The organism is Nocardioides marinus (assembly GCF_013408145.1).
GTDB classification, from domain to species: domain Bacteria; phylum Actinomycetota; class Actinomycetes; order Propionibacteriales; family Nocardioidaceae; genus Nocardioides; species Nocardioides marinus.
Genome location: NZ_JACBZI010000001.1, coordinates 2,976,500 through 2,999,712 on the forward strand (window position 1 = coordinate 2,976,500; position 23,213 = coordinate 2,999,712).

Genomic DNA, 23,213 nt, shown 5'->3' on the forward strand with positions numbered 1-23,213 from the left:
GTTCTTTCCTTTCCGGGCTCGACCGCTATTTGACGGGCCCGAACTGCGAGGTGGAAGGAAGGTGGAGCAGGTGGCAGTGCTGGCGGTGCCGCCCCGGCCTGGACCGGGGCGGCACCGACGGGGTCACTTCTTGGAGTAGAACTCCACGATCAGCTGCTCCTGGACCGGGATGTCGATCTGGGCACGGATCGGGAGCGAGTGCACGAGGACGCGCATGCGGTTCGGCAGGACCTGCAGCCAGGCCGGGACGACGCGCTCGCCGTGGGTCTCGCGAGCCACGATGAACGGGGTCATCTCCAGGGACTTCTCGCGCACGTCGATGATGTCGTGGGCGGAGACCTGGTAGGACGGGATGTCGACCTTCTTGCCGTTGACCAGGAAGTGGCCGTGGACCACGAGCTGGCGGGCCTGGCGACGCGTGCGGGCGAACCCGGCGCGGTAGACCACGTTGTCCAGGCGGCACTCGAGCAGCTGGAGCAGGTTGTCACCCGTCTTGCCGCTGCGGCGCGAGGCCTCGACGTAGTAGTTGTGGAACTGCTTCTCCATCACGCCGTAGGTGAAGCGGGCCTTCTGCTTCTCCTGCAGCTGCGAGCGGTACTCGCTCTCCTTCACGCGGGCACGGCCGTGCTGGCCGGGCGCGTAGGGACGACGCTCGAACGCGGCGTCCCCACCGACGAGGTCCACGCCGAGGCGGCGGGACTTGCGGGTCATGGGGCCGGTGTAACGGGCCATCTCTCAAGTTCTCCTGTTCGCTTCAGGCGTGGATCAGACGCGGCGGCGCTTGGGCGGGCGGCAGCCGTTGTGGGGCGTGGGCGTGACGTCCTGGATGGTGCCGACCTCGAGGCCGATCGCACCCAGGGACCGGATCGCCGTCTCGCGGCCCGAACCGGGGCCCTTGACGAAGACGTCGATCTTCTTCATGCCGTGCTCCATCGCGCGGCGACCAGCGGCCTCGGCGGCCATCTGCGCGGCGAACGGGGTGGACTTGCGGGAGCCCTTGAAGCCGACGGTGCCGGCGGACGCCCACGAGATCACCGCACCGGTCGGGTCGGTGATCGTGACGATGGTGTTGTTGAACGTGCTCTTGATGTGGGCTTCGCCCTGGGCGACGTTCTTCTTCTCCTTGCGGCGCACCTTCTTGGCGCCGGCCGCGCTGCGGCTCTTGGGAGGCATGCAGTTACTCCTGAGGTCTCTGGTCTAGGAAGCTCGTGGAAGTCGAGGACGCGCGCGTCAGCGCAGCGTCACTTCGCCTTCTTCTTGCCGGCAACCGTGCGCTTGGGGCCCTTGCGGGTACGCGCGTTGGTCTTGGTCCGCTGGCCACGCACGGGCAGACCCATGCGGTGGCGGCGACCCTGGTAGCTGCCGATCTCGATCTTGCGACGGATGTCGGCCTGGACCTCACGGCGGAGGTCACCCTCGATCTTGTACGAGGCCTCGATCGCGTCGCGGAGCTTGACCAGCTCCTCGTCGCCGAGCTCGTGAACCCGCAGGTCGGGGCTCACGCCGGTCTCGGCGAGCAGCTTCTGGGCGGTGGTACGGCCGATGCCGTAGATGTAGGTGAGTGCGATCTCGATGCGCTTGTCGCGCGGGAGGTCGACACCGACGAGGCGTGCCATGTCGATGGCCTTTCAGTGGTTCGCAGGGGTGTCGGTCGTGTCGCGTCCGGTGTCTCACGCCGGCTCCGGCCGTCTGCTCCGGAGGTGGTTCGCCGCGCCCGAGGTGCTCGGGCAGTGGCTAAGCGATCACGTTGATTTCGGTGTTCAGTTGTGGCGCGTCGCGCAGGTGAGCTGGGCTCAGCCCTGGCGCTGCTTGTGACGCGGGTTGTCGCAGATCACCATGACGCGGCCGTGGCGACGGATCACCTGGCACTTGTCGCAGATCTTCTTGACGCTGGGCTTGACCTTCATGTGAGGCCCTTTCCGGTATCGGCTTACTTGTACCGGTAGACGATCCGACCCCGGGTGAGGTCGTACGGCGAGAGCTCCACCACCACGCGGTCCTCGGGGAGGATCCGGATGTAGTGCTGACGCATCTTGCCGCTGATGTGGGCGAGAACCTTGTGCCCGTTGCTCAGCTCGACGCGGAACATGGCATTCGGCAGGGCCTCCACGACGGTGCCCTCGATCTCGATCACGCCTTCTTTCTTCGGCATGTCCTCCACAATCCGTGTTTGGTCGGTCTACCTTTTGACAGCACCGCTCGACGGGTGTCGTGCGGGTGGCCCGGGAACCTCCCCGACCGATCGCGACCGGTGCGGGGTGGACCTCGTGCAGTCGTCCGGGAGCCTCACCCGCGCACGTGGCGATGCTCCGCGAGGGAGCTCCACCAGGTGGCTCGGGCAGCCGCGAGGCACCACGAGACAGACCCACGTTGGGCCGACAGGCGAGTCTAGTCCGATGACGCCGCGAAAACCCAATCGGCCGCCAGGCGCACCGTGGCCTCCCGGGTCGGGGCGCTGCGCGGGTCGGTGCCGGCGTAGGCGCCGGCCACCGGGTGCAGCATCACCTCGTCCACGTCGTACGACGCCGCCAGCCGCGACAGGGCCCCGGCCGCCTGCCCGGGGTCGCCGACGACCCAGCGGCCGGCCATCTTCTCGACCAGCTCACGGTGCTGGGCCGGCAGCTCGACGGCCTCGGCCTCCTCGACCATGAGCTGGGGCCCCAGCGGCTGGCCGGTGCGCAGCGCCAGCATCATCAGCTGGTTCGGCAGCGCCAGGCGCCGGGCCTCGGCCTCGGTCCCGGCCACCACGGCGTTGACGGTGAGGAAGGTCCGCGGCGCCTCGAGGTGCTCGGAGGGCCGGAACTCGCGCCGGTAGGTCTCCAGCGCCTCCGCGGTGCCCTGGCCGGAGAAGTGGTGGGCGAAGACGTAGGGCAGCCCCTTGGCCGCCGCGAGCCGGGCGGAGTAGTCCGACGACCCGAGCAGCCAGGCCTGCGCGCTGCCGGCCGCGCCGGGGGTGGCGCGCAGCGGCTGCGTGCGGCCCGCGACCGACACCGAGACCCCGGCCGGCGACATCATGGCCAGCACGTCGTCGACGTACTGCGGGAAGTGGGCCACCGCGTCGTCGGAGACCCCTCCCCCGCCGTGGCGCAGCGCGTAGGAGGTGATCGGGTCGGTGCCGGGAGCACGACCGATGCCGAGGTCGACCCGCCCGGGGAAGGCGGCCTCGAGCAGCGCCACCTGCTCGGCGACGACCAACGGCGCGTGGTTGGGCAGCATCACCCCACCCGAGCCGACCCGGATGCGGGAGGTCACCGAGGCGATCAGACCCATCAGCACCGGCGGGTTGGTCGCCGCCACGGCCGGCATGTTGTGGTGCTCGGCCACCCAGTAGCGGCGGTAGCCGAGGTGGTCGGCGACCCGCGCCAGCGACAGGCTGGCGGCCAGGGCGTCGGCGGTGGTCTGGTCGGTGCGCACGGGCACCAGGTCGAGCACGGACAGGGCAGGGGCAGCGGCACTCATCGAGTGGTGAACGCCGCCGCCCGCCCGTGTGTTCCGGCTCGGGGCGCCGGGCCCGAGGATCAGTCCTTGGGCGCCGGGGCCGGAGGCACCGAGTCCGTCGCGACGACCTCGACGTCGTCCTTGGAGGACTTCACCAGGCTGGCCACCGCGGTCACCGCGAGGGTGACGAGGATGACGGCGAGGCTGAGCAGCGTCGGGACCTCCCAGTCGATCACGCCGCCCTTGTACATCGCGTGGATGATCAGCTTGCCGCCGATCCAGGCCAGGATGAAGGCCAGTCCGAGCGACAGGTAGACCAGCCGCTTGAGCAGGCCGCCGAGCAGGAAGTAGAGCTGGCGCAGCCCCATCAGCGCGAAGACGTTCGCGGTGAAGACCAGGTAGGGCTCCTGGGTGATGCCGAAGATCGCCGGGATGGAGTCGAGGGCGAACATGATGTCGGTCGCACCGAGCGCCACGATGACGATCAGCATCGGGGAGACGACGCGCACGCCGTTCTCCTTCCACCACAGCGTCAGCCCGCGGTACTCCTGACCCACGTTCAGGTGGCTCTGCGCGAAGCGCACCAGCCGGTTGTCCTCGGGGTGCTCCTCCTCGTGGTTGCGGTAGGAGCGCACGAGGTTGACGGCCGTGTAGACCAGGAAGGCACCGAAGACGTAGAAGACCCAGGAGAAGTTCTCGACCAGGGTGTAGCCGACGGCGATGAAGATCGCCCGGAACACCAGCGCCAGGATGATGCCCACCATGAGGGCCTCCTGCTGGTACTTCCGCGGCACGTTGAGCGCCGCCATCAGCACGATGAAGACGAACAGGTTGTCCACCGAGAGCGAGTACTCCACCAGCCACCCGGTGTAGAACTCGATGCCGTAGTCCTGGCCGTGGAAGCCCCAGGTCCAGGCCCCGAAGGCGATGGCGGCCCCGACGTACACCGCGAGGTAGGCCGAGCACTCACGCATCGTGGGCTCGTGGGGGCGGCGGGCGACGATGAGCACGTCGAAGAGCAGCACGGCGACGGTGACACCGACGGTGATGCTCCACTCGAGGGCAGAGACGTCCACAGATTTCTCCTGAGGGGGTGGAGGGTACGGCGAGGGGCCGGAGGTCTCTTCCGCCCGCGACGCGAGCCGGTGGCACCGGGCCGGACCGAGCCGACCGTGGTGACGACACCACCGTGACGGGAATACTCCCCTCCGGGAGCAAGTGTGGCACGCGGCCCTCACCCGCTCGGCATCGACGCTCTGCGGCGGGACGCCCCGACGCAGCCCGAGCCGCGGGGTGTTCAGTCGGCCAGGGGCCCGAAGGGCACGCCGAGCGCGGTCAGCTCGGCCTCACCGCCGTCGAGGGCGGTCAGCACCCAGGCCCCCTGCGGGGTCAGGGTGAAGGTGTGCTCGTGGTGCGCGGCCCAGGACCCGTCGCTGGTGACGACCGTCCAGTCGTCCTCCAGCACGTCGGTGTCTTTGCCGCCGAGGGTGATCATCGGCTCCACCGCCAGGGCCAGTCCCTCGACCAGGCGGGGCCCCCGGCCGGGTCGGCCGTAGTTGGGCACGTTGGGCGGCTGGTGCATCGCCGAGCCGATGCCGTGGCCGACGTAGTCCTCGAGGATGCCGTAGGAGCCGCTGGCGCGGACGTGGGTCTCGACGGCGTGCGAGATGTCGGTGACCCGACCCCCGAGCCGGGCGGCGGCGATGCCGCGCCACATCGCCTGGCGGGTCACCTCGGAGAGGTCGGTGACCTCGTCCGGCACCTGGCCCACGGCCACCGTGGTGGCGGCGTCTCCGTGCCAGCCCTCCACGATCGCACCGCAGTCGATCGAGATCACGTCGCCGTCGGCGAGGGTGCGCTCACCGGGGATGCCGTGGACCACCTCGTCGTTGACCGACGCGCAGATCGACCCCGGGAACCCGTGGTAGCCCTTGAAGGAGGGCACGGCGCCCGAGGAGCGGATGTGGTCCTCGGCGATGGCGTCGAGCTCCCCGGTCGTGATGCCGGCGCGCACCGAGGAGCGCAGCAGCTCCAGGGTCTCCCCGACGACCAGGCCGGCGCGGCGCATCAGCCTGATCTGGTCGCGGTCCTTGATCTCCAGGCCGCGGTCGAGGAGTCCCATCGTGGAGGGGGCGCGGCTCAGCCGCGCTGGAGGCCGTCGAGGACGGCGAAGATGCGCTCGGAGACCTCGGGGACCTCACCGAGGCCGTCGACCTCGAGCAGCAGACCGCGCTCGCGGTAGACGTCGATGAGCGGTGCGGTCTGCTCGGTGTAGACGTCCTGGCGGTGGCGGATGACCTCTTCGGTGTCATCGGAGCGACCGCTGGTCTCGGCGCGCTTGAGCAGGCGCTGGACCAGCTCCTCGGAGTCCACGGTCAGCACGACGACCGCGTCCAGGGCGGTGCCGGAGGCGGCGAGCATGCCGTCGAGCTCCTCCACCTGGGCCAGCGTGCGCGGGTACCCGTCGAGCAGGAAGCCCGGCTCGGCGTCGGGCTGCGCGAGGCGGTCGCGGACCATGTTGTTGGTGACCGAGTCGGGGACGTACTCCCCCGCGTCCATGTAGCGCTTGGCCTCCAGGCCCAGGGGGGTCCCCTCGCCCACGTTGGCCCGGAAGATGTCACCGGTCGAGATGGCCGGGATGCCGAACCGCTCCGCGACCACTGCGGCCTGGGTGCCCTTGCCGGCCCCCGGAGGCCCCATGAAGATCATTCTCATCAGCGAAGGAATCCTTCGTAGTTGCGCTGCTGGAGCTGGCTCTCGATCTGCTTCACGGTGTCGAGGGCGACGCCGACCATGATGAGGATGGACGTGCCACCGAACGGGAAGTTCTGGTTCGCGTTGATCAGGACCAGGGCGATCAGCGGGATGAGGGCGATCAGACCCAGGTAGAGAGCGCCCGGCAGCGTGATGCGGGACAGGACGTAGGACAGGTAGTCCTCGGTCGGCTTGCCCGCCCGGATCCCGGGGATGAAGCCGCCGTACTTCTTCATGTTGTCGGCCACCTCGTGGGGGTTGAAGGTGATCGACACGTAGAAGTAGGTGAAGAAGACGATGAGGCCGAAGTACGCCGCCATGTACAGCGGGTGGTCGCCGGAGACGAAGTAGCGGCTGACCCAGGTGACCCAGCCCGAGGTGCTGTTCTGGTTGAACTGCACCGCCATCGCCGGCAGGTAGAGCAGCGAGCTGGCGAAGATCACCGGGATGATGCCGGCCTGGTTGACCTTGAGGGGGATGTAGGTCGAGGAGCCGCCGAACATCTTGCGGCCGACCATGCGGCGCGCGTACTGGACCGGGATCCGGCGCTGCGCCTGCTCGATGAAGATGACCGCGGCGACGATGACCAGGCCGATGGCCAGGACCACGCCGAAGGTCCACCAGCCCTGGCTCTTGCCGACCTCCCACAGCGCGGCGGGGAAGGTCGCGACGACCTGGCAGAAGATCAGGATGGACATGCCGTTGCCGACGCCGCGCTCGGTGATGAGCTCACCGAGCCACATGATCACCGCGGTGCCCGCGGTCATGGTCACGACCATCACCAGGAAGGTCGTGGTGCTGTCGGAGTGCAGCAGGTCCAGGTTGCACTGCAGCAGGCTGCCCGAGCGGGCCAGTGCCACGATCCCGGTGGCCTGCAGGAGCGCCAGGCCCAGGGTGAGGTAGCGGGTGTACTGGGTGATCTTGGTCTGACCGGCCTGGCCCTCCTTCTTGAGGGCCTCCAGCCGGGGGATCACCACGACGAGCAGCTGCAGGATGATGCTCGCGGTGATGTAGGGCATGATCCCCAGCGCGAACACCGTCAGCTGGAGCAGGGCCCCGCCGGAGAAGAGGTTCACCAGGCTGTACAGGCTGGCGTTCTCGCCGCTGGCAGCCAGGTCGATGCACTGCTGGACGTTGGCGACGTTGACACCCGGGGCCGGCAGCTGCGAGCCGGCCCGGAAGATCACGATGATCATCAGGACGAACAGCAGCTTGCGACGCAGGTCGGGCGTCCTGAAAGCGTTGGCGAAGGCGCCGAGCACGAGATCCTCTTTCTCCACACAGTGACGGCTCCCCGGGCGGGCCCGGAAAGCCTTCGGAAGCCTAACAGCAGGCTCCCCGGCAGGTCGTCGAGCGGGGGTACGGCAAGGGCGCGGGTGCTCTGCCTGGTAGGCGGTGCACCCGCGCCCTGTGCCGGATGGTCAGGTCAGACCGTGGTGGTCGACCCGCCCGCAGCCTCGATCTTGGTGACGGCGGAGGCGGAGAACGCGTTCGCGGTCACGTCGACCTTGACCGTGATCTCGCCCTGGCCCAGCACCTTGACCGGCTGGTTGCGGCGGACCGCACCCTTGGCGACGAGGTCCTCGACCGTGACCGCGCCACCCTCGGGGAACAGCGCGCTCAGCTTGTCGAGGTTGACGACCTGGAACTCCACCTTGAAGGGGTTCTTGAAGCCCTTCAGCTTGGGGAGCCGCATGTGGATCGGCATCTGGCCACCCTCGAAGGCGACCGGGACCTGGTAGCGGGCCTTGGTGCCCTTGGTACCGCGACCGGCGGTCTTGCCCTTGGACGCCTCACCACGACCCACACGGGTCTTGGCGGTCCTGGAGCCGGGTGCCGGCTTGAGGTTGTGCAGCTTGAGCGTCATGTCACTCGACCTCCTCGACCGTCACGAGGTGACGGACGGCCTGGACCATGCCCCGGATCTCCGGGCGGTCCTCCTTGACGACGACATCGCCGATCCGCTTGAGACCGAGCGTACGCACGGTCTCGCGCTGGTTGGCCTTGCAGCCGATCGTGGACTTCATCTGCTGGATCTTCAGCTGAGCCATCAGGAGGTCACCTCCTGCGACACACCGGCGGGGACCTCGATCCGCGCCTTGAGCAGCGCAGCCGGGGTGACCTCCTCGACGGTGAGGCCACGGCGGGCCGCGACGGCCTCGGGCTGCTCGAGCATCCGCAGCGCCTCGACGGTCGCGTGGACGATGTTGATCTGGTTCGACGACCCGAGCGACTTGCTCAGGATGTCGTGGATGCCGGCGCACTCCAGGACCGCACGCACCGGACCACCGGCGATGACACCGGTACCGGGGGCGGCAGGACGCAGCATGACGACACCGGCCGCCTTCTCGCCCTGGACGGGGTGCGGGATCGTGCCCTGGATGCGGGGGACGCGGAAGAAGTTCTTCTTCGCCTCCTCGACACCCTTGGCGATCGCCGCGGGCACCTCCTTGGCCTTGCCGTAGCCGACGCCGACCAGACCCTCACCGTCGCCGACGACCACGAGGGCGGTGAAGCTGAAGCGACGACCACCCTTCACGACCTTGGCGACACGGTTGATCGCAACGACGCGCTCGATGTAGGCGGTCTTGTCAGCACCCTGGTTGCCGCGACGGTCGTCGCGTCCACGGCGCTCGCCACCGCGCTGTCCGCGCTGGGCTCCGCTCATGAGACTTTCCTCTTCTCTCTTGCTCTGTCTGCGATCAGAAGGTCAGGCCGCCCTCACGGGCGGCGTCGGCCAGGGCCGCGACGCGACCGTGGTACTTGTTGCCGGCGCGGTCGAAGACGACCCCGTCGACCCCAGCAGCCTTGGCGCGCTCGGCGACGAGCTCGCCGACCTTCTTCGCCTTGGCGGTCTTGTCACCGCTCGTGGAGCGCACGTCGGCCTCCATGGTGGAGGCGCTGGCCAGCGTCTTGCCGACCAGGTCGTCGACGACCTGGACGGAGATGTGCTTGGACGAGCGGGTGACGACCAGGCGCGGACGCTCGGCGGTGCCCTGGATCTTCTTGCGACCACGGACCTGACGGCGCAGGCGCGCCCGGGTCTTCGTAGCGGTGTGCTTGTGGTTCGACAGTGCGATACCCATGGTCACTTACCAGCCTTTCCGACCTTGCGGCGGATGTGCTCGCCGGCGTAGCGCACGCCCTTGCCCTTGTAGGGCTCGGGCTTGCGGAGCTTGCGGATGTTCGCAGCGACCTCGCCGACCAGCTGCTTGTCGATGCCCTGGACACCGAGCTTGGTCGGACCCTCGACCGCGAAGGTGATGCCCTCCGGGGCGTCGAAGATGATCGAGTGGCTGTACCCGAGCTGGAACTCCAGCTGGGTGGGGCCCTTGGACAGGACCCGGTAGCCGACGCCGACGATCTCGAGCTTCTTCTCGTAGCCCTCGGTGACGCCCACGACCATGTTGTTGACCAGCGTGCGGGTCAGGCCGTGCAGCGACCTGGACTCACGCTCGTCGTCGGGGCGCTTGACGTCGAGGACGCCCTCGCCCTTCTCGACCACGATCGGTGCGGCGACCGAGTGGCTCAGGGTGCCCTTGGGGCCCTTGACGGTCACGACAGCGCCGTCGATCGAGACGTCGACTCCGGACGGGACCGGGACGGGGAGCTTGCCAATGCGCGACATGCGTTCTTCTCCTCTCGTCTCTCTCGTCACCAGACGTAGGCGAGGACTTCCCCACCCACGCCCTTCTGGTTGGCCTGGCGGTCGGTCAGCAGACCCTGGCTCGTCGAGATGATCGCGACGCCCAGGCCACCGAGGACCTTGGGGAGGCCGGTGTGCTTGGCGTACACACGCAGGCCGGGCTTGCTGATGCGGCGCACGCCAGCGATGGAACGCTCGCGGTTGCGGCCGTACTTGAGCGTGATGGTCAGCGTCTTGCCGACCTCGCCCTCGGCCGGGTCGGCCACGGTGTAGGAGGTGATGTAGCCCTCCTGCTGGAGGATGTCGGCCACGCCCTGCTTGAGCTTGCTGTAGGGCATCGACACCGAGTCGTGGTACGCCTGGTTGGCGTTGCGCAGACGGGTCAGCATGTCTGCGATCGGGTCAGTCATCGTCATGATGTGGGTTCTTTCTCGAAGTGGTTTCGCCGCGCCGGGGCGCCGGCGACCTTCAACGTGGGTGAGGTGTTACCAGGAGGACTTGGTCACGCCGGGGAGCTCCCCGCGGTGGGCCATCTCGCGCAGGCAGATCCGGCACAGGCCGAACTTGCGGTAGACGGCCTTGGGCCGGCCGCAGCGCTGGCAGCGGGTGTAGCCACGGACCGCGAACTTGGGCTTGCGCGCGGCCTTGACCTTCAGAGCGGTCTTCGCCATGTCAGTTCTCCTTGAAGGGGAAGCCGAGCTGCTTGAGCAGCGCGCGGCCCTGGTCGTCGGTGGTCGCGGTGGTCACGACGGTGATGTCCATGCCGCGCGACCGGTCGATCTTGTCCTGGTCGATCTCGTGGAACATGACCTGCTCGGTGAGACCGAAGGTGTAGTTGCCGCGGCCGTCGAACTGCTTGGGCGAGAGGCCACGGAAGTCGCGGATGCGGGGCAGCGCGAGCGAGAGCAGCCGGTCGGCGAACTCCCACATGCGGTCGCCGCGCAGCGTGACGTGCGCGCCGATCGGCATGCCCTCACGCAGCTTGAACTGCGCGATGGACTTGCGGGCCTTGGTCACGGTCGGCTTCTGGCCGGTGATCGCGGTCAGGTCGCGCACGGCGCCCTCGATCAGCTTCGAGTCGCGAGCCGCCTCGCCGACACCCATGTTGACCACGATCTTGGTCAGGCCGGGCACCTGCATGACGTTCTTGATGTCGAACTCGGACTGGAGCGCCGGGAGGATCTCCTCGCGGTACCGGGTCTTCAGACGCGGCGGCACCTTGGCGGAGATCACCGGGTTCTCGGTGGTCTCGGTCATCTCAGATCTCCTTGCCGGTCTTGCGCGAGATGCGCACGCTGCGCTCGGCCTCGTACGTCGAGCCGTCGGGGCGCCGCTTGGTGACCTGCTCGCGCTTGAAGCCGATGCGGGTCACGCCGTCGCCCTCGACGAGCATCACGTTGGACACGTGGATCGGCGCCTCGGCGGTGATGATCCCGCCGGTGGTGCCCGCACGACCGCCCTGGTTGACGACCTTGGTGTGCTTCTTGATCCGGTTGACGCCCTCGACGATCACCCGCTGCTCCTCGCGGAGCACCTGGATGACCTTGCCCTCGGCACCCTTGTCCTTGCCGGCGATCACCTTGACGGTGTCACCCTTCTTGATGTTCACGCTGTTCTTCCCCATGGCTCAGAGCACCTCCGGGGCGAGCGAGATGATCTTCATGAACTTCTTGTCGCGCAGCTCGCGGCCCACGGGGCCGAAGATGCGGGTGCCTCGCGGCTCCCCGTCGTTCTTGAGGATCACCGCGGCGTTCTCGTCGAAGCGGATGTAGGACCCGTCGGGACGGCGGCGCTCCTTGACGGTGCGCACGACGACGGCCTTGACGACGTCGCCCTTCTTGACGTTGCCACCCGGGATGGCGTCCTTGACGGTGGCGACGATGGTGTCACCGATCCCGGCGTAGCGACGGCCCGAGCCGCCGAGAACACGGATGCAGAGGATCTCCTTCGCACCGGTGTTGTCGGCGACCTTGAGCCGCGACTCCTGCTGAATCATTTTCTCTCCTGGTCGTCGTGCCGGTTCTCAGCGACGCGGTGGTCGGTGAGCCTGGCCGAACTACATGGGTCGGTCTCGCCTAGCGGCGAGGAGTCACTTGGCGCGCTCGAGGATCTCGACGACGCGCCAGCGCTTGGTGGCCGACAGCGGACGAGTCTCCATGAGGAGGACGCGGTCACCGATACCGCACTCGTTCTGCTCGTCGTGGGCCTTCAGCTTGCTGGTGCGGCGCATGACCTTGCCGTACAGCGCGTGCTTGACGCGGTCCTCGACGGACACGACGACGGTCTTGTCCATCTTGTCGCTGACCACGAGGCCCTCGCGGACCTTGCGGCTGTTCCGCTCCTGGGTCTGGCTCTCGCTCACTTCTCGTCCTCGCTGCTCGTGCCCGGGGCGGTCCGGATGCCGAGCTCGCGCTCACGCACCACGGTGTAGATCCGGGCGATGTCCTTCTTGACCGTGCGCAGCCGGCCGTGGCTCTCCAGCTGGCCGGTGGCCGCCTGGAAACGGAGGTTGAACAGCTCCTCCTTGGCCTCGCGCAGGCGGGACTCCAGGTCGACGTCGTTCAGGTCGTCGAGCTCGTGGGCCTTCACACCGTTGGCCATCAGAATTCACCCGCCTCTCGGGACACGAACCGGCACTTCATGGGGAGCTTGTGCATCGCGCGGCGCATGGCCTCGCGGGCGACGTCCTCCGGAACACCGGAGAGCTCGAACATGACGCGGCCGGGCTTGACATTGGCCACCCACCACTCGGGCGAGCCCTTACCGGAACCCATGCGGGTCTCGGCGGGCTTCTTGGTCAGCGGGCGGTCGGGGTAGATGTTGATCCACACCTTGCCGCCACGCTTGATGTGGCGGGTCATGGCGATACGGGCCGACTCGATCTGGCGGTTGGTCACGTAGTGACCCTCCACGGCCTGGATACCGAACTCGCCGAAGGCGAGCGAGGTGCCGCCCTTGGCCATCCCGGTCCGCTTGGGGTGGTGCTGCTTGCGGTGCTTGACGCGACGGGGCATCAGCATGACTCAGGCCTCCGAAGGGGTCTCGGCGGGAGCAGCGGCCTGGGCCGGGGCCTCGGTCTGCTGCTCACGGTCGGCACGGGTGGGGCGGTCGCCGCGCGAGCCACGGCTCGGCCGGTCGCCACCGCGCGAGGGACGGCCGCTGCGACCGGGGACCCCGGCGCGGGCGGCGGCCTGCGCCTGGCGCTCGGCACGCGAGCCGGACACCTCACCCTTGTAAATCCAGACCTTCACGCCGATGCGGCCGAAGGTCGTGCGGGCCTCGTAGAAGCCGTAGTCGATGTCGGCGCGCAGCGTGTGCAGGGGCACGCGGCCCTCGCGGTAGAACTCCGTGCGCGACATCTCGGCGCCGTTGAGGCGGCCCGAGCACTGGATCCGGATGCCCTTGGCACCCGAGCGCATGGTGGTCTGCATCGCCTTGCGCATCGCACGACGGAACTGCACGCGGCCCGAGAGCTGCTCGGCCACACCCTGGGCGACCAGCTGAGCGTCGACCTCGGGGTTCTTGACCTCGAGGATGTTCAGCTGGACCTGCTTGCCGGTGAGCTTCTCGAGCTCACCGCGGATGCGGTCGGCCTCGGCGCCGCGGCGGCCGATGACGATGCCCGGACGCGCGGTGTGGATGTCCACCCGCACGCGGTCCCGGGTCCGCTCGATCTCGACCTTGGAGATGCCGGCCCGCTCCATGCCCTTGCTGAGCAGCTTGCGGATCGCCACGTCCTCACCGACGTAGGACTTGTACAGCTTGTCGGCGTACCAACGGGACTTGTGGTCCGTGGACACGCCCAGACGGAAGCCGTTCGGGTTGATCTTCTGGCCCATCAGGCACCCTTCCCGTTCTTCTTCTTCGCGGCGACGACATCGGCCGGCTGGACGGCCAGCGTGATGTGGCTGGTCCGCTTGTTGATGCGGGTGGCGCGACCCTGGGCGCGGGGGCGCCAGCGCTTCATGGTCGGGCCCTCGTCGACCATCGCCACCGAGATGACGAGGTCGTCCGCGTCGAGGCCCTCGGTGGTCTCGGCGTTGGCGACAGCCGACTCCAGGACCTTGAGGACGGTCGCGGCCGCAGCCTGCGGCGCGAAGGACAGCGTGGCGTGCGCCTCGCCCACGGGAAGGCCGCGGACCAGGTCGACGACCCGGCGAGCCTTCATCGGGGTGATGCGGGTGAACCGCGCGGTCGCGAAGGCGCCGGGCTGGTCACCCAGCAGCGACTCGCGGCGGGCGCTCGTGCGCGTGCGCTCGGTGGTGCTCATCGACGGCGTCCCTTCCGGTCTTCCTTGACGTGACCCTTGTAGGTGCGGGTGGGAGCGAACTCGCCCAGCTTGTGACCGACCATGGAGTCGGACACGAACACCGGGACGTGCTTGCGACCGTCGTGCACCGCGATCGTGTGACCGATCATCGCCGGCACGATCATCGAGCGGCGCGACCAGGTCTTGATGACGTTGTGCGAGCCCTTCTCGTTCTCGGCGTCCACCTTCTTCATGAGGTGGTCGTCGACGAAGGGGCCCTTCTTCAGGCTGCGAGGCATTCTGGTTACTTCCTACCCTTACCGGTCTTGCGGCGACGGATGATCTGGGCGTCGGAGGCCTTGCGCTTGCGCGTACGGCCCTCGGGCTTGCCCCACGGGGAGACCGGGTGACGACCACCGGAGGTCTTGCCCTCACCACCACCGTGCGGGTGGTCCACCGGGTTCATGACCACACCACGGACGGTCGGGCGCTTGCCCTTCCAGCGCATGCGGCCGGCCTTGCCCCAGTTGATGTTGGACTGCTCGGCGTTGCCCACCTCGCCGACGGTGGCGCGGCAGCGCACGTCGACGAAGCGCATCTCGCCCGAGGGCAGGCGCAGCGTGGCGCGCGAACCCTCACGGGCCACCAGCTGGGCGCTGTTGCCGGCCGAGCGGGCCAGCTTGGCGCCGCCGCCCGGACGCAGCTCCACGCAGTGGATGGTGGTACCGACCGGGATGTTGCGCAGCGGCAGGTTGTTGCCGGGCTTGATGTCGGCCCCGACGCCGGACTCCACGCGGGTGCCCTGGGCCAGGTCCTTCGGCGCGATGATGTAGCGCTTCTCGCCGTCGGCGTAGTGCAGCAGCGCGATACGGGCGGTGCGGTTGGGGTCGTACTCGATGTGAGCGACCTTGGCCGGCACGCCGTCCTTGTCGTAGCGGCGGAAGTCGATGATCCGGTAGGCACGCTTGTGGCCACCACCCTGGTGACGGGTGGTGATCCGGCCCTGGTTGTTGCGGCCGCCCTTCTTGGGCAGCGGCACCGTCAGGGACTTCTCCGGCGTGGTCCGGGTGATCTCGACGAAGTCGGCGACCGACGAGCCACGACGGCCCGGGGTGGTCGGCTTGTACTTGCGGATAGCCATTGTCTTTTTCCTCAGTCCTCGCCCGGTCAGCCGACCTGGCCGAAGATGTCGATGCGGTGCCCCTCAGCCAGGCTGACGATCGCGCGCTTGGTGTCCTTGCGCTTGCCCAGACCGTTGCGGGTGCGACGGGTCTTGCCGTTGCGGTTCAGGGTGTTCACCGAGGTGACCTTGACGTTGAAGATCTTCTCGACCGCGATCTTGATCTCGGTCTTGTTGGCGTCGGGCCGCACGATGAAGGTGTACTTGTTCGCGTCGAGCAGGCCGTAGCTCTTCTCGGACACGACCGGCGCGATCAGGACGTCGCGGTGGTCCTTGTGCAGGGTGCTCACTTGCTGGCCTCCTTCTCGGTCGTGCCGGTGCCCACGAACGCGTCGTACGCGCCCTTGGTGAAGACCACGTCGTCGGAGGCGAGCACGTCGTAGGTGTTGATCTGGTCGACGGCCACGATGTGCACCTCGGGCGCGTTGCGCAGCGAGAGCCAGGTGACGGAGTCGGTGCGCTCGAGGACGACGAGGAACTTCGTCCGCTCGCTCAGCCCGGCCAGGGCGGCGAGGCCGGCCTTGGTGGAGGGCTTGTCACCCTCGACGAGCGCCTCCACGACGTGGATGCGACCGTTCTGGGCCCGGTCCGAGAGGGCACCGCGCAGCGCGGCGGCCTTCATCTTCTTGGGGGTCCGCTGGTCGTAGCTGCGCGGCTGCGGGCCGTGCACGGTGCCACCACCGGCGAACTGCGGGGCGCGGGTCGAGCCCTGGCGGGCGCGGCCGGTGCCCTTCTGCTTGTAGGGCTTGCGGCCACCGCCGCGGACCTCGCCGCGGGTCTTGGTGGCGTGCGTGCCCTGGCGGGCGGCGGCCTGCTGCGCGACGACGACCTGGTGGATCAGCGGCACGTTGACCGCGACGTCGAAGATCTCGGCGGGCAGGTCGACCTTGACGGTCTTGACAGACATGCTCAGGCCTCCTGGGTCTTCTTGGCGGCGGAGCGGAGGACCACGAGACCGCCCTTGGGGCCGGGGACGGCACCCTTGAGCAGGATCAGGCCCTTCTCGACGTCGACCGCGTGCACGGTGATGTTCTGGGTGGTGACGGTGTCGTTACCCATGCGGCCGGCCATCCGGACACCCTTGAACACGCGACCGGGGGTCGCGCAGGCGCCGATCGAGCCGGGCTTGCGGTGGTTGCGGTGGGCACCGTGCGAGGCGGAGACACCGGCGAAGCCGTGACGCTTCATCGTGCCGGCGAACCCCTTGCCCTTGCTGGTGCCGGTGACGTCGATCTCCTCGCCGGCGGCGAAGGTGTCGACGGCCAGCTCCTGGCCGACGGTGTACTCACCGGCGGTCGTGGTGCGGATCTCGACCATGTGGCGGCGCGGGGTCGTGCCGGCCTTGGCGAAGTGCCCGGCGGTCGGCTTGGTGACCTTGCGGCCCTCGATCTCGCCGTACCCGATCTGCACGGCGTTGTAGCCGTCGACCTCGGGGGTGCGGACCTGGGTGACCACGTTGGTCGCCGCGGCGACGACGGTCACGGGGACGACCTTGTTGTTCTCGTCCCAGAGCTGGGTCATGCCGAGCTTGGTGCCCAGCAGGCCCTTCACGTTGCGTTCGAAAGTCATGTCGTCTGACCTCAGAGCTTGATCTCGATGTCGACGCCCGCCGGGAGGTCCAGGCGCATGAGCGAGTCGACGGTCTTCGGCGTGGGGTCGATGATGTCGATGAGGCGCTTGTGGGTGCGCATCTCGAAGTGCTCGCGGGAGTCCTTGTACTTGTGGGGCGAGCGGATGACGCAGTACACGTTCTTCTCGGTCGGCAGCGGCACCGGGCCGGCGACCTTGGCACCCGTGCGGGTGACGGTGTCCACGATCTTGCGCGCCGAGGTGTCGATCACCTCGTGGTCATAGGCCTTGAGCCTGATGCGGATCTTCTGTCCCGCCATAGGTCTCTCTCGTCCTTCTTCGTCAGTCCTGCCGCGTGCGTGTCCCGGGACGTCCTCGGGCTTGAGTCGGTCCCGCCCTGGCTCCACCCCCACCCAGCGGCCGACCCCCGCGGTCGGGCGTGTCGTACATCCTGAAAAAGACGTCCGCGCACGCTGAGGACCGGGATCCTGCTGCTGTGTGCTGTGGTGGCACCCGATGGTTCATCGGGCTGATCGGGTCTCCCCTCACATCTCTGCGAGGCTCCTCGCATCGCTGCGAGTGGATGTGGCCGCACGCGCGACGACTGAGGCATCTGCACCAGCTGGTGCGGGAGACACGATTCAGAAGTCAAGGTGTGGCACACCCCGGCGACCCGCCGGAGCAACCGGACTATCTTGGCAGACACCCCCGCCTCGAACAAATTCGAGGACGCGTCCGGTCCCCGACCGGCTCCGGGCACCGCCCCGATCCTCCCAGGAGAGCCCATGATCATCGACGTCCCCACCGGCAAGGACCCGCTCACCTACGTGTGGGGCGAGCTCGTGCCGGGCATCGGACCGGCCGCGGCCGGGTTCTCGGCGGCGGTCTACGCCCACTCGACCCTCGCCCTGCGTGAGTTCGAGGCCGCGCGGCTGACCATCGCCCGGGTCAACGGATGCCTGTTCTGCCTGGACTACCGCACCGAGCGCGACGGCGAGCGCGTCGACGCGGGCTTCTTCGACGAGGTCTCCGACTGGCGCACGAGCACGGCGCTGGAGCCTCGCGTGCGCCTCGCGGCGGAGTACGCCGAGCGGTTCGCCACCGAGCACCACGGGTTGGACGAGGAGTTCTGGGGGCGGTTCAAGGCGGCGTACTCCGACCGGGAGCTGGTGGAGCTCACGATGTGCCTGGGGTCGTGGATCGCCTTCGGCCGTCTCAACCGGGTGACCGGGCTGGACGAGGTGTGCAGCCTGCCCGCCCACGTCCCGGGCGCCTCGCGCTGAGGCGCGGGGAGGCAGCGGTGTCGCCGCCCGCGCCTAGCCTGGGGCGATGAGCAGCCCCGACGCCGCCCACGACCTGTGGGACTTCGAGGACCCGGTCGGGTCCGAGGAGCGCCTGCGCGAGGCGGCGGCCGCGGCCCCCTCCCCCGCCCGTGAGGTCCTCCTGACCCACGTGGCGCGGGCCCTGGGGCTCCAGCAGCGCTACGACGAGGGGCACGCCGTGCTCGACGCCCTCGAGGACGCAGGGCCGGAGGTCGTGGCACGCCGGCTGCTGGAGCGCGGGCGCCTCCTGCGCTCGGGCGGCGAGCCCGAGGCCGCGCGTCCCGCGTTCGCCGAGGCCGTCGAGGTCGCCCGGGACACGGGTCTGGAGGCGCTCGAGGTCGACGCGATGCACATGGCCGCGCTCGTCGCCCCGCTCGAGGAGCAGGTGCCCGCCACGCAGCGCGCCCTGGTCCGTGCGCGCCAGTGCCGCGACCCGCGGGCCCGGGACTGGGACGCCTCCCTGCTCAACAACCTCGGCATGGCCCACGTCGAGCGCGGCGACTGGAGGGCCGCCCTGGCCGCCTTCGAGGCCGCCATGAACGCCCGGGTGCGCATCGGCGAGGACGAGCGGACCCGGGTCGCGCGGTGGATGGTCGGCTGGGCGCTGCGCCACCTCGGCCACGTCGAGGCCGCCCTCGACGTGCAGCAGATGCTCAAGGGGGACCTCGACGAGCTCGGGCTCGAGGACCCCTACGTGGAGGAGGAGCTGGCGCTCCTGGAGTCGCTGATGGCCACCATCGACGATCTCGACGACCCACCGGGGGCGGGGCCCGCCGACGACTGAGCGTCGGGGTCAGACCCGGCGGTAGAGCAGGTCGGTGATCTCCCGGTCCACCGCGAGGCCCTTGCGCTCGAACTTCGTCACCGGGCGGTCGGCCCACCGCTCCACACGTCCACCCTCGAGCGCGGGCTCGGCGTCGAGCGTCGCGACCATGTGCTCGGCGTACGGCGCCCAGTCGGTCGCCAGGCGCCAGACACCGCCGGGTCGCAGCCGCGAGGCCACCAGCGCGGCGAAGTCGGGCTGGACGAGACGACGCTTGTGGTGGCGCGCCTTGGGCCACGGGTCGGGGAAGAAGGTCCACAGCTCCTCGAGCCCGCCGGGTGCCACCAGGTGCTCCAGGGACCAGACGGCGTCGACCGAGCAGAACCGGACGTTCTCGGCGCCTGCGGTGGCGACCTCGGCGAGCGAGGCGGCCACGCCGGGGCGCCAGACCTCCAGGGCCAGCACGTTCTGCTCCGGCCGCGCGGCGGCCAGGACTCCGGTCGCCTCCCCCACGCCGCAGCCGATCTCCACGACCAGCGGGGCGGTGCGTCCGAACCGCTCGGCGAGGTCGAAACCGGGCTGGTCGACGTCCTCGTCCGGGATCACCCAGCGCGACGCGTGGGCGTCCCAGGCCTCCTGCTGGGTCGGGGTGAACCGGCTGCCCCGGCGGGAGTAGCTCAGCACCTCTCGCATGCGACGGCCGTCCTCGGTGAGCTTCTGGTGCGGCCGCGCGGGCGGGACCTTGTCGGCCTGGTGGTTCACGGGGCTCCTCGACGGGGCGATGGGGTCGGGACGCAGAGCGGCCCCGGACCTCGAGAGGTCCGGGGCCGTCCTGGTGGTTCAGCCGGTCAGCGACCGGCGCGGATCACTTGGTGATCTTGGTGACGCGGCCGGCGCCGACGGTGCGGCCGCCCTCGCGGATCGCGAACCGCAGACCCTCGTCCATGGCGATCGGCTGGATCAGCTCGACCTCCATCTCCGTGTTGTCACCCGGCATGACCATCTCGGTGCCCTCGGGGAGGGTCACGACGCCGGTCACGTCCGTGGTGCGGAAGTAGAACTGCGGGCGGTAGTTGTTGAAGAACGGCGTGTGACGGCCGCCCTCGTCCTTCGAGAGGATGTAGACCGAGGCCTCGAAGTTGGTGTGCGGGGTCGTGGTGCCCGGCTTGGCCAGGACCATGCCGCGCTCGACGTCCTCGCGCTTGGTGCCACGCAGGAGCAGACCGACGTTCTCACCGGCCTGGCCCTCGTCGAGCAGCTTGCGGAACATCTCGACACCGGTGACGGTGGTCTTGGCCGAGGTCTCGCGGATACCGAGGATCTCGATCTCCTCGCCGACCTTGACGATGCCGCGCTCGATACGACCGGTGACGACGGTGCCACGACCGGTGATCGTGAAGACGTCCTCGACGGGCATGAGGAACGGCTTGTCGGTGTCGCGCTCGGGCTGCGGGATGTAGGAGTCCACCGCGTCCATGAGCTCGCCGATCGAGTCGGCCCACTTGGCGTCGCCGTTGAGGGCCGGGAAGGCCGCCACGCGCACGACGGGGACGTCGTCGCCCGGGAACTCGTACTCGGAGAGGAGCTCGCGCACCTCCATCTCGACGAGCTCGATGAGCTCCTCGTCGTCGACCATGTCGCACTTGTTCAGGGCGACGACCAGGGCGGGCACGCCGACCTGGCGGGCGAGCAGCACGTGCTCACGGGTCTGCGGCATCGGGCCGTCGGTGGCGGCGACCACGAGGATCGCGCCGTCCATCTGGGCCGCGCCGGTGATCATGTTCTTGATGTAGTCGGCGTGACCGGGGCAGTCGACGTGGGCGTAGTGACGCGCCTCGGTCTGGTACTCGATGTGGGCGATCGAGATGGTGATGCCGCGCTGGCGCTCCTCGGGGGCCTTGTCGATGGAGTCGAAGGGCGACTCCTCGTTGAGGTCCGGGTGCTTGTCGTGCAGCACCTTCGAGATCGCCGCGGTCAGCGTGGTCTTGCCGTGGTCGATGTGACCGATGGTGCCGATGTTGACGTGCGGCTTGTTCCGCTCGAACTTCGCCTTAGCCACTGGGGGCTCCTCCTGGTGTGGTTGTTACTTGACTCGTGGGTGGTACTAGTGGTGCCGAGGGCTGGGACTACTCGCCCCGTGCCTTCTTGACGATCTCGTCGGCGATGTTCGAAGGAACCTCGGCGTACGAGTCGAACTCCATCGAGTACGACGCCTGGCCCGAGGTCTTCGACCGCAGGTCACCGACGTACCCGAACATCTCCGACAGCGGCACGAGGGCCGACACGACGAGGTCGCCGTGGGACTCCTCCTGCGCCCGGACCTGACCGCGACGGGAGTTGATGTCGCCGATGACGGTACCCAGGAAGGACTCCGGGGTGGTCACCTCGACGGCGAACATCGGCTCCAGCAGCACGGGCTTGGCCATGCGGGCGGCCTCCTTGAAGGCCTGGTTGCCGGCGATCTTGAACGCGAGCTCCGAGGAGTCCACGTCGTGGTAGGCGCCGTCCTCGAGGGAGACCTTGACGTCCACCATCGGGTATCCGGCGAGGACGCCGAACTGCAGCGCGTCCTGGGCACCCTGGTCGACCGAGGGGATGTACTCCTTCGGGACACGACCACCGGTGACGTTGTTGACGAACTCGTAGCCCGCGCCCGTACCGGTCTCGGGGTCGATGTTCGGCCCGATCGACATGACGACCTTCGCGAACTGACCCGAGCCACCGGTCTGCTTCTTGTGGGTGTAGGAGTGACCCTTGACCTCGCGACGGATGGTCTCGCGGTAGGCGACCTGCGGCTTGCCGACGGTCGCCTCGACCTTGAACTCCCGCTTCATGCGGTCGACCAGGATCTCCAGGTGCAGCTCGCCCATGCCGGCGATGATGGTCTGGCCGGTCTCCTCGTCGGTCTTGACGACGAAGGTCGGGTCCTCCTCGGCCAGGCGCTGGATGGCGACACCCAGCTTCTCCTGGTCCGACTTGGTCTTCGGCTCGATGGCGACCTCGATCACCGGGGCCGGGAAGGTCATCGACTCCAGGACCACGGGCTTGGAGGAGTCCGAGAGCGTGTGACCGGTCTTGGTGTCCTTCAGGCCCATGACGGCGACGATCTGGCCGGCGCCGACCGAGGCGATCTCCTCACGCTTGTTGGCGTGCATCTGGTAGACCTTGCCGATCCGCTCCTTGCGGCCGTTGCTGGAGTTCAGCACGGTGCCGCCGGCCTCCATGATGCCGGAGTAGACGCGGACGAAGGTGAGCTTGCCCAGGTGCGGGTCGGAGGCGATCTTGAACGCCAGCGCCGCCAGCGGCTCCTCGGTCGAGGGCTTGCGGGTGACCTCGTTCTCCGGGGTCTCCTCGGCGTTCGGCTTGTGGCCGGTGATGCCCTCGACGTCGATCGGGGAGGGGAGGTAGTCGACGATCGCGTCGAGCAGGGGCTGGACGCCCTTGTTCTTGAACGCGGTGCCGGTGAGGATCGGGTTCAGCTTGTCGGCCAGGGTCGCGCGACGGATCGCGGCCTTGAGCTCCTCGACGGTGAACTCCTCGCCCTCGAGGTACTTCTCCATGACCTCGTCGTCGGCCTCGGAGAGGGTCTCGAGCAGCTTCTCGCGGTACTCCTCGACCTTGTCGGCCATGTCGGCCGGGATCTCCTCGACGACGTAGTCCTCGCCCTGGGCGGTCTCGCCGCGCCAGACCTTGGCGTTCATCTCGACCAGGTCCACGACACCGATGAAGTCGCCCTCGGCGCCGATCGGCAGCTGGAGGACCAGCGGGGTCGAGTTCAGCTTGTTCACGATCGAGTCGACGACGCGGTAGAAGTCCGCGCCGGTGCGGTCGAGCTTGTTGACGAAGCACATCCGCGGGACGGCGTACTTGTTGGCCTGACGCCACACGGTCTGCGACTGCGGCTCCACGCCGGCCACACCGTCGAAGACGGCGACGGCGCCGTCGAGGACGCGCAGCGAGCGCTCGACCTCGACGGTGAAGTCGACGTGACCGGGGGTGTCGATGATGTTGATCTGGTGCTTCTTCCACCAGCAGGTGGTCGCAGCAGAGGTGATCGTGATGCCACGCTCCTGCTCCTGCTCCATCCAGTCCATCGTGGCAGCGCCGTCGTGGACCTCACCGATCTTGTAGGAGATACCGGTGTAGAACAGGATGCGCTCGGTGGTGGTCGTCTTGCCGGCGTCGATGTGCGCCATGATGCCGATGTTGCGGACCTGCTTGAGGTCGGTGGTGATGTCGACAGCCACGTTTAGTCGCGTTCCTTAGGTCGAGGGGGTGCGGGGTGTGAGCGG

At 68.6% G+C, this 23,213-nt stretch carries 36 protein-coding genes; 2 read left to right on the plus strand and 34 right to left on the minus strand.

The window, feature by feature from the left end; all coding sequences use genetic code 11:
• Positions 1 to 123: 123 nt before the first annotated feature.
• The 31 genes from rpsD to rpsJ form a co-directional block, all read right to left on the minus strand.
• Positions 124 to 732 carry a 30S ribosomal protein S4 gene (gene rpsD / locus BKA05_RS14080; protein ID WP_179531990.1) on the minus strand — a complete coding sequence of 203 codons (609 nt, stop codon included), beginning with the start codon at positions 730 to 732 and terminating at the stop codon, positions 124 to 126.
• A 33-nt stretch (positions 733 to 765) separates the two neighbouring features.
• Positions 766 to 1,173 (minus strand): 30S ribosomal protein S11, encoded by a 408-nt coding sequence (gene rpsK / locus BKA05_RS14085; protein WP_179531991.1) that lies wholly within the window; start codon positions 1,171 to 1,173, stop codon positions 766 to 768.
• Positions 1,174 to 1,241: 68 nt separating this feature from the next.
• On the minus strand, positions 1,242 to 1,616 hold the full coding sequence (gene rpsM, locus BKA05_RS14090) for a 30S ribosomal protein S13 (protein WP_179531992.1): 375 nt from the start codon (positions 1,614 to 1,616) through the stop codon (positions 1,242 to 1,244).
• 177 nt (positions 1,617 to 1,793) lie between these two features.
• Positions 1,794 to 1,907: a 50S ribosomal protein L36 gene (gene rpmJ, locus BKA05_RS14095; protein ID WP_179531993.1), complete on the minus strand. Its 114-nt coding sequence runs from the start codon at positions 1,905 to 1,907 to the stop codon at positions 1,794 to 1,796.
• A 23-nt stretch (positions 1,908 to 1,930) separates the two neighbouring features.
• Complete coding sequence (gene infA / locus BKA05_RS14100) at positions 1,931 to 2,152, minus strand: translation initiation factor IF-1 (RefSeq protein WP_011757309.1); 222 nt, start codon at positions 2,150 to 2,152, stop codon at positions 1,931 to 1,933.
• 236 nt (positions 2,153 to 2,388) lie between these two features.
• A complete protein-coding gene (locus BKA05_RS14105) occupies positions 2,389 to 3,459 on the minus strand; it encodes an LLM class flavin-dependent oxidoreductase (RefSeq protein ID WP_179531994.1) in 1,071 nt (356 codons plus the stop codon).
• Positions 3,460 to 3,518: 59 nt separating this feature from the next.
• A complete protein-coding gene (locus BKA05_RS14110; protein WP_179531995.1) occupies positions 3,519 to 4,514 on the minus strand; it encodes a TerC/Alx family metal homeostasis membrane protein in 996 nt (331 codons plus the stop codon).
• 221 nt (positions 4,515 to 4,735) lie between these two features.
• Positions 4,736 to 5,560 (minus strand): type I methionyl aminopeptidase, encoded by an 825-nt coding sequence (map, locus tag BKA05_RS14115; protein WP_179531996.1) that lies wholly within the window; start codon positions 5,558 to 5,560, stop codon positions 4,736 to 4,738.
• 17 nt (positions 5,561 to 5,577) lie between these two features.
• Complete coding sequence (locus BKA05_RS14120) at positions 5,578 to 6,153, minus strand: adenylate kinase (protein WP_179531997.1); 576 nt, start codon at positions 6,151 to 6,153, stop codon at positions 5,578 to 5,580.
• The gene (gene secY, locus BKA05_RS14125; protein WP_179533221.1) at positions 6,153 to 7,454 is read right to left on the minus strand and encodes a preprotein translocase subunit SecY; all 1,302 of its coding nucleotides are present in this window, start codon (positions 7,452 to 7,454) and stop codon (positions 6,153 to 6,155) included. The genes BKA05_RS14120 and secY overlap by 1 nt, the downstream gene beginning before the upstream one ends.
• Positions 7,455 to 7,618: 164 nt before the next feature.
• Positions 7,619 to 8,059, minus strand: coding sequence for a 50S ribosomal protein L15 (gene rplO / locus BKA05_RS14130; protein ID WP_179531998.1), 441 nt, complete (start codon positions 8,057 to 8,059; stop codon positions 7,619 to 7,621).
• A 1-nt stretch (position 8,060) separates the two neighbouring features.
• Positions 8,061 to 8,243 carry a 50S ribosomal protein L30 gene (rpmD, locus tag BKA05_RS14135; protein ID WP_179531999.1) on the minus strand — a complete coding sequence of 61 codons (183 nt, stop codon included), beginning with the start codon at positions 8,241 to 8,243 and terminating at the stop codon, positions 8,061 to 8,063.
• Complete coding sequence (gene rpsE / locus BKA05_RS14140) at positions 8,243 to 8,860, minus strand: 30S ribosomal protein S5 (RefSeq protein WP_179532000.1); 618 nt, start codon at positions 8,858 to 8,860, stop codon at positions 8,243 to 8,245. The genes rpmD and rpsE overlap by 1 nt, the downstream gene beginning before the upstream one ends.
• A 34-nt stretch (positions 8,861 to 8,894) precedes the next feature.
• The gene (rplR, locus tag BKA05_RS14145; RefSeq protein WP_179532001.1) at positions 8,895 to 9,278 is read right to left on the minus strand and encodes a 50S ribosomal protein L18; all 384 of its coding nucleotides are present in this window, start codon (positions 9,276 to 9,278) and stop codon (positions 8,895 to 8,897) included.
• Between the two features lie 2 nt (positions 9,279 to 9,280).
• On the minus strand, positions 9,281 to 9,820 hold the full coding sequence (gene rplF, locus BKA05_RS14150) for a 50S ribosomal protein L6 (protein WP_179532002.1): 540 nt from the start codon (positions 9,818 to 9,820) through the stop codon (positions 9,281 to 9,283).
• A 26-nt stretch (positions 9,821 to 9,846) separates the two neighbouring features.
• On the minus strand, positions 9,847 to 10,254 hold the full coding sequence (gene rpsH / locus BKA05_RS14155; protein ID WP_179532003.1) for a 30S ribosomal protein S8: 408 nt from the start codon (positions 10,252 to 10,254) through the stop codon (positions 9,847 to 9,849).
• A gap of 69 nt (positions 10,255 to 10,323) precedes the next feature.
• Positions 10,324 to 10,509 (minus strand): type Z 30S ribosomal protein S14, encoded by a 186-nt coding sequence (locus tag BKA05_RS14160; protein ID WP_011757321.1) that lies wholly within the window; start codon positions 10,507 to 10,509, stop codon positions 10,324 to 10,326.
• Between the two features lies 1 nt (position 10,510).
• Complete coding sequence (rplE, locus tag BKA05_RS14165; protein ID WP_218842415.1) at positions 10,511 to 11,095, minus strand: 50S ribosomal protein L5; 585 nt, start codon at positions 11,093 to 11,095, stop codon at positions 10,511 to 10,513.
• A gap of 1 nt (position 11,096) precedes the next feature.
• Entirely contained in the window at positions 11,097 to 11,462 is a 366-nt protein-coding gene (gene rplX, locus BKA05_RS14170) for a 50S ribosomal protein L24 (protein ID WP_218842416.1), read from the minus strand.
• A 3-nt stretch (positions 11,463 to 11,465) separates the two neighbouring features.
• Complete coding sequence (rplN, locus tag BKA05_RS14175; protein WP_136569994.1) at positions 11,466 to 11,834, minus strand: 50S ribosomal protein L14; 369 nt, start codon at positions 11,832 to 11,834, stop codon at positions 11,466 to 11,468.
• Between the two features lie 93 nt (positions 11,835 to 11,927).
• The gene (gene rpsQ / locus BKA05_RS14180) at positions 11,928 to 12,200 is read right to left on the minus strand and encodes a 30S ribosomal protein S17 (RefSeq protein WP_179532004.1); all 273 of its coding nucleotides are present in this window, start codon (positions 12,198 to 12,200) and stop codon (positions 11,928 to 11,930) included.
• Positions 12,197 to 12,439 (minus strand): 50S ribosomal protein L29, encoded by a 243-nt coding sequence (gene rpmC, locus BKA05_RS14185; protein ID WP_179532005.1) that lies wholly within the window; start codon positions 12,437 to 12,439, stop codon positions 12,197 to 12,199. Before rpmC ends, rpsQ begins: the two co-directional genes overlap by 4 nt.
• Entirely contained in the window at positions 12,439 to 12,858 is a 420-nt protein-coding gene (gene rplP, locus BKA05_RS14190; RefSeq protein WP_179532006.1) for a 50S ribosomal protein L16, read from the minus strand. Before rplP ends, rpmC begins: the two co-directional genes overlap by 1 nt.
• Before the next feature lie 3 nt (positions 12,859 to 12,861).
• Positions 12,862 to 13,677: a 30S ribosomal protein S3 gene (rpsC, locus tag BKA05_RS14195; RefSeq protein WP_179532007.1), complete on the minus strand. Its 816-nt coding sequence runs from the start codon at positions 13,675 to 13,677 to the stop codon at positions 12,862 to 12,864.
• The gene (gene rplV / locus BKA05_RS14200; protein ID WP_179532008.1) at positions 13,677 to 14,108 is read right to left on the minus strand and encodes a 50S ribosomal protein L22; all 432 of its coding nucleotides are present in this window, start codon (positions 14,106 to 14,108) and stop codon (positions 13,677 to 13,679) included. Before rplV ends, rpsC begins: the two co-directional genes overlap by 1 nt.
• Positions 14,105 to 14,386 carry a 30S ribosomal protein S19 gene (gene rpsS / locus BKA05_RS14205; RefSeq protein ID WP_179532009.1) on the minus strand — a complete coding sequence of 94 codons (282 nt, stop codon included), beginning with the start codon at positions 14,384 to 14,386 and terminating at the stop codon, positions 14,105 to 14,107. Before rpsS ends, rplV begins: the two co-directional genes overlap by 4 nt.
• A gap of 5 nt (positions 14,387 to 14,391) precedes the next feature.
• A complete protein-coding gene (rplB, locus tag BKA05_RS14210; protein ID WP_179532010.1) occupies positions 14,392 to 15,228 on the minus strand; it encodes a 50S ribosomal protein L2 in 837 nt (278 codons plus the stop codon).
• 26 nt (positions 15,229 to 15,254) lie between these two features.
• Positions 15,255 to 15,557, minus strand: a complete 303-nt coding sequence (rplW, locus tag BKA05_RS14215; RefSeq protein WP_179532011.1) for a 50S ribosomal protein L23 — start codon at positions 15,555 to 15,557, stop codon at positions 15,255 to 15,257.
• Entirely contained in the window at positions 15,554 to 16,174 is a 621-nt protein-coding gene (gene rplD / locus BKA05_RS14220) for a 50S ribosomal protein L4 (RefSeq protein ID WP_179532012.1), read from the minus strand. The genes rplW and rplD overlap by 4 nt, the downstream gene beginning before the upstream one ends.
• Before the next feature lie 2 nt (positions 16,175 to 16,176).
• Positions 16,177 to 16,836, minus strand: coding sequence for a 50S ribosomal protein L3 (gene rplC, locus BKA05_RS14225; protein ID WP_179532013.1), 660 nt, complete (start codon positions 16,834 to 16,836; stop codon positions 16,177 to 16,179).
• Positions 16,837 to 16,847: 11 nt separating this feature from the next.
• Positions 16,848 to 17,156, minus strand: a complete 309-nt coding sequence (gene rpsJ / locus BKA05_RS14230) for a 30S ribosomal protein S10 (RefSeq protein ID WP_008360994.1) — start codon at positions 17,154 to 17,156, stop codon at positions 16,848 to 16,850.
• A gap of 465 nt (positions 17,157 to 17,621) precedes the next feature.
• On the opposite strand from rpsJ, the gene BKA05_RS14235 reads away from it, so the two are divergent.
• On the plus strand, positions 17,622 to 18,119 hold the full coding sequence (locus tag BKA05_RS14235) for a carboxymuconolactone decarboxylase family protein (RefSeq protein ID WP_179532014.1): 498 nt from the start codon (positions 17,622 to 17,624) through the stop codon (positions 18,117 to 18,119).
• Positions 18,120 to 18,165: 46 nt separating this feature from the next.
• Positions 18,166 to 18,942, plus strand: a complete 777-nt coding sequence (locus BKA05_RS14240; RefSeq protein WP_179532015.1) for a tetratricopeptide repeat protein — start codon at positions 18,166 to 18,168, stop codon at positions 18,940 to 18,942.
• Positions 18,943 to 18,951: 9 nt separating this feature from the next.
• Here BKA05_RS14240 and trmB read toward each other — a convergent pair whose 3' ends face one another.
• From trmB to fusA, 3 genes are all read right to left on the minus strand, one after another.
• Positions 18,952 to 19,683 (minus strand): tRNA (guanosine(46)-N7)-methyltransferase TrmB, encoded by a 732-nt coding sequence (gene trmB / locus BKA05_RS14245; protein ID WP_343045686.1) that lies wholly within the window; start codon positions 19,681 to 19,683, stop codon positions 18,952 to 18,954.
• 103 nt (positions 19,684 to 19,786) lie between these two features.
• Positions 19,787 to 20,980, minus strand: a complete 1,194-nt coding sequence (tuf, locus tag BKA05_RS14250) for an elongation factor Tu (RefSeq protein WP_179532016.1) — start codon at positions 20,978 to 20,980, stop codon at positions 19,787 to 19,789.
• Between the two features lie 67 nt (positions 20,981 to 21,047).
• Positions 21,048 to 23,117 carry an elongation factor G gene (gene fusA / locus BKA05_RS14255; RefSeq protein ID WP_218842983.1) on the minus strand — a complete coding sequence of 690 codons (2,070 nt, stop codon included), beginning with the start codon at positions 23,115 to 23,117 and terminating at the stop codon, positions 21,048 to 21,050.
• Positions 23,118 to 23,213: the final 96 nt, after the last annotated feature.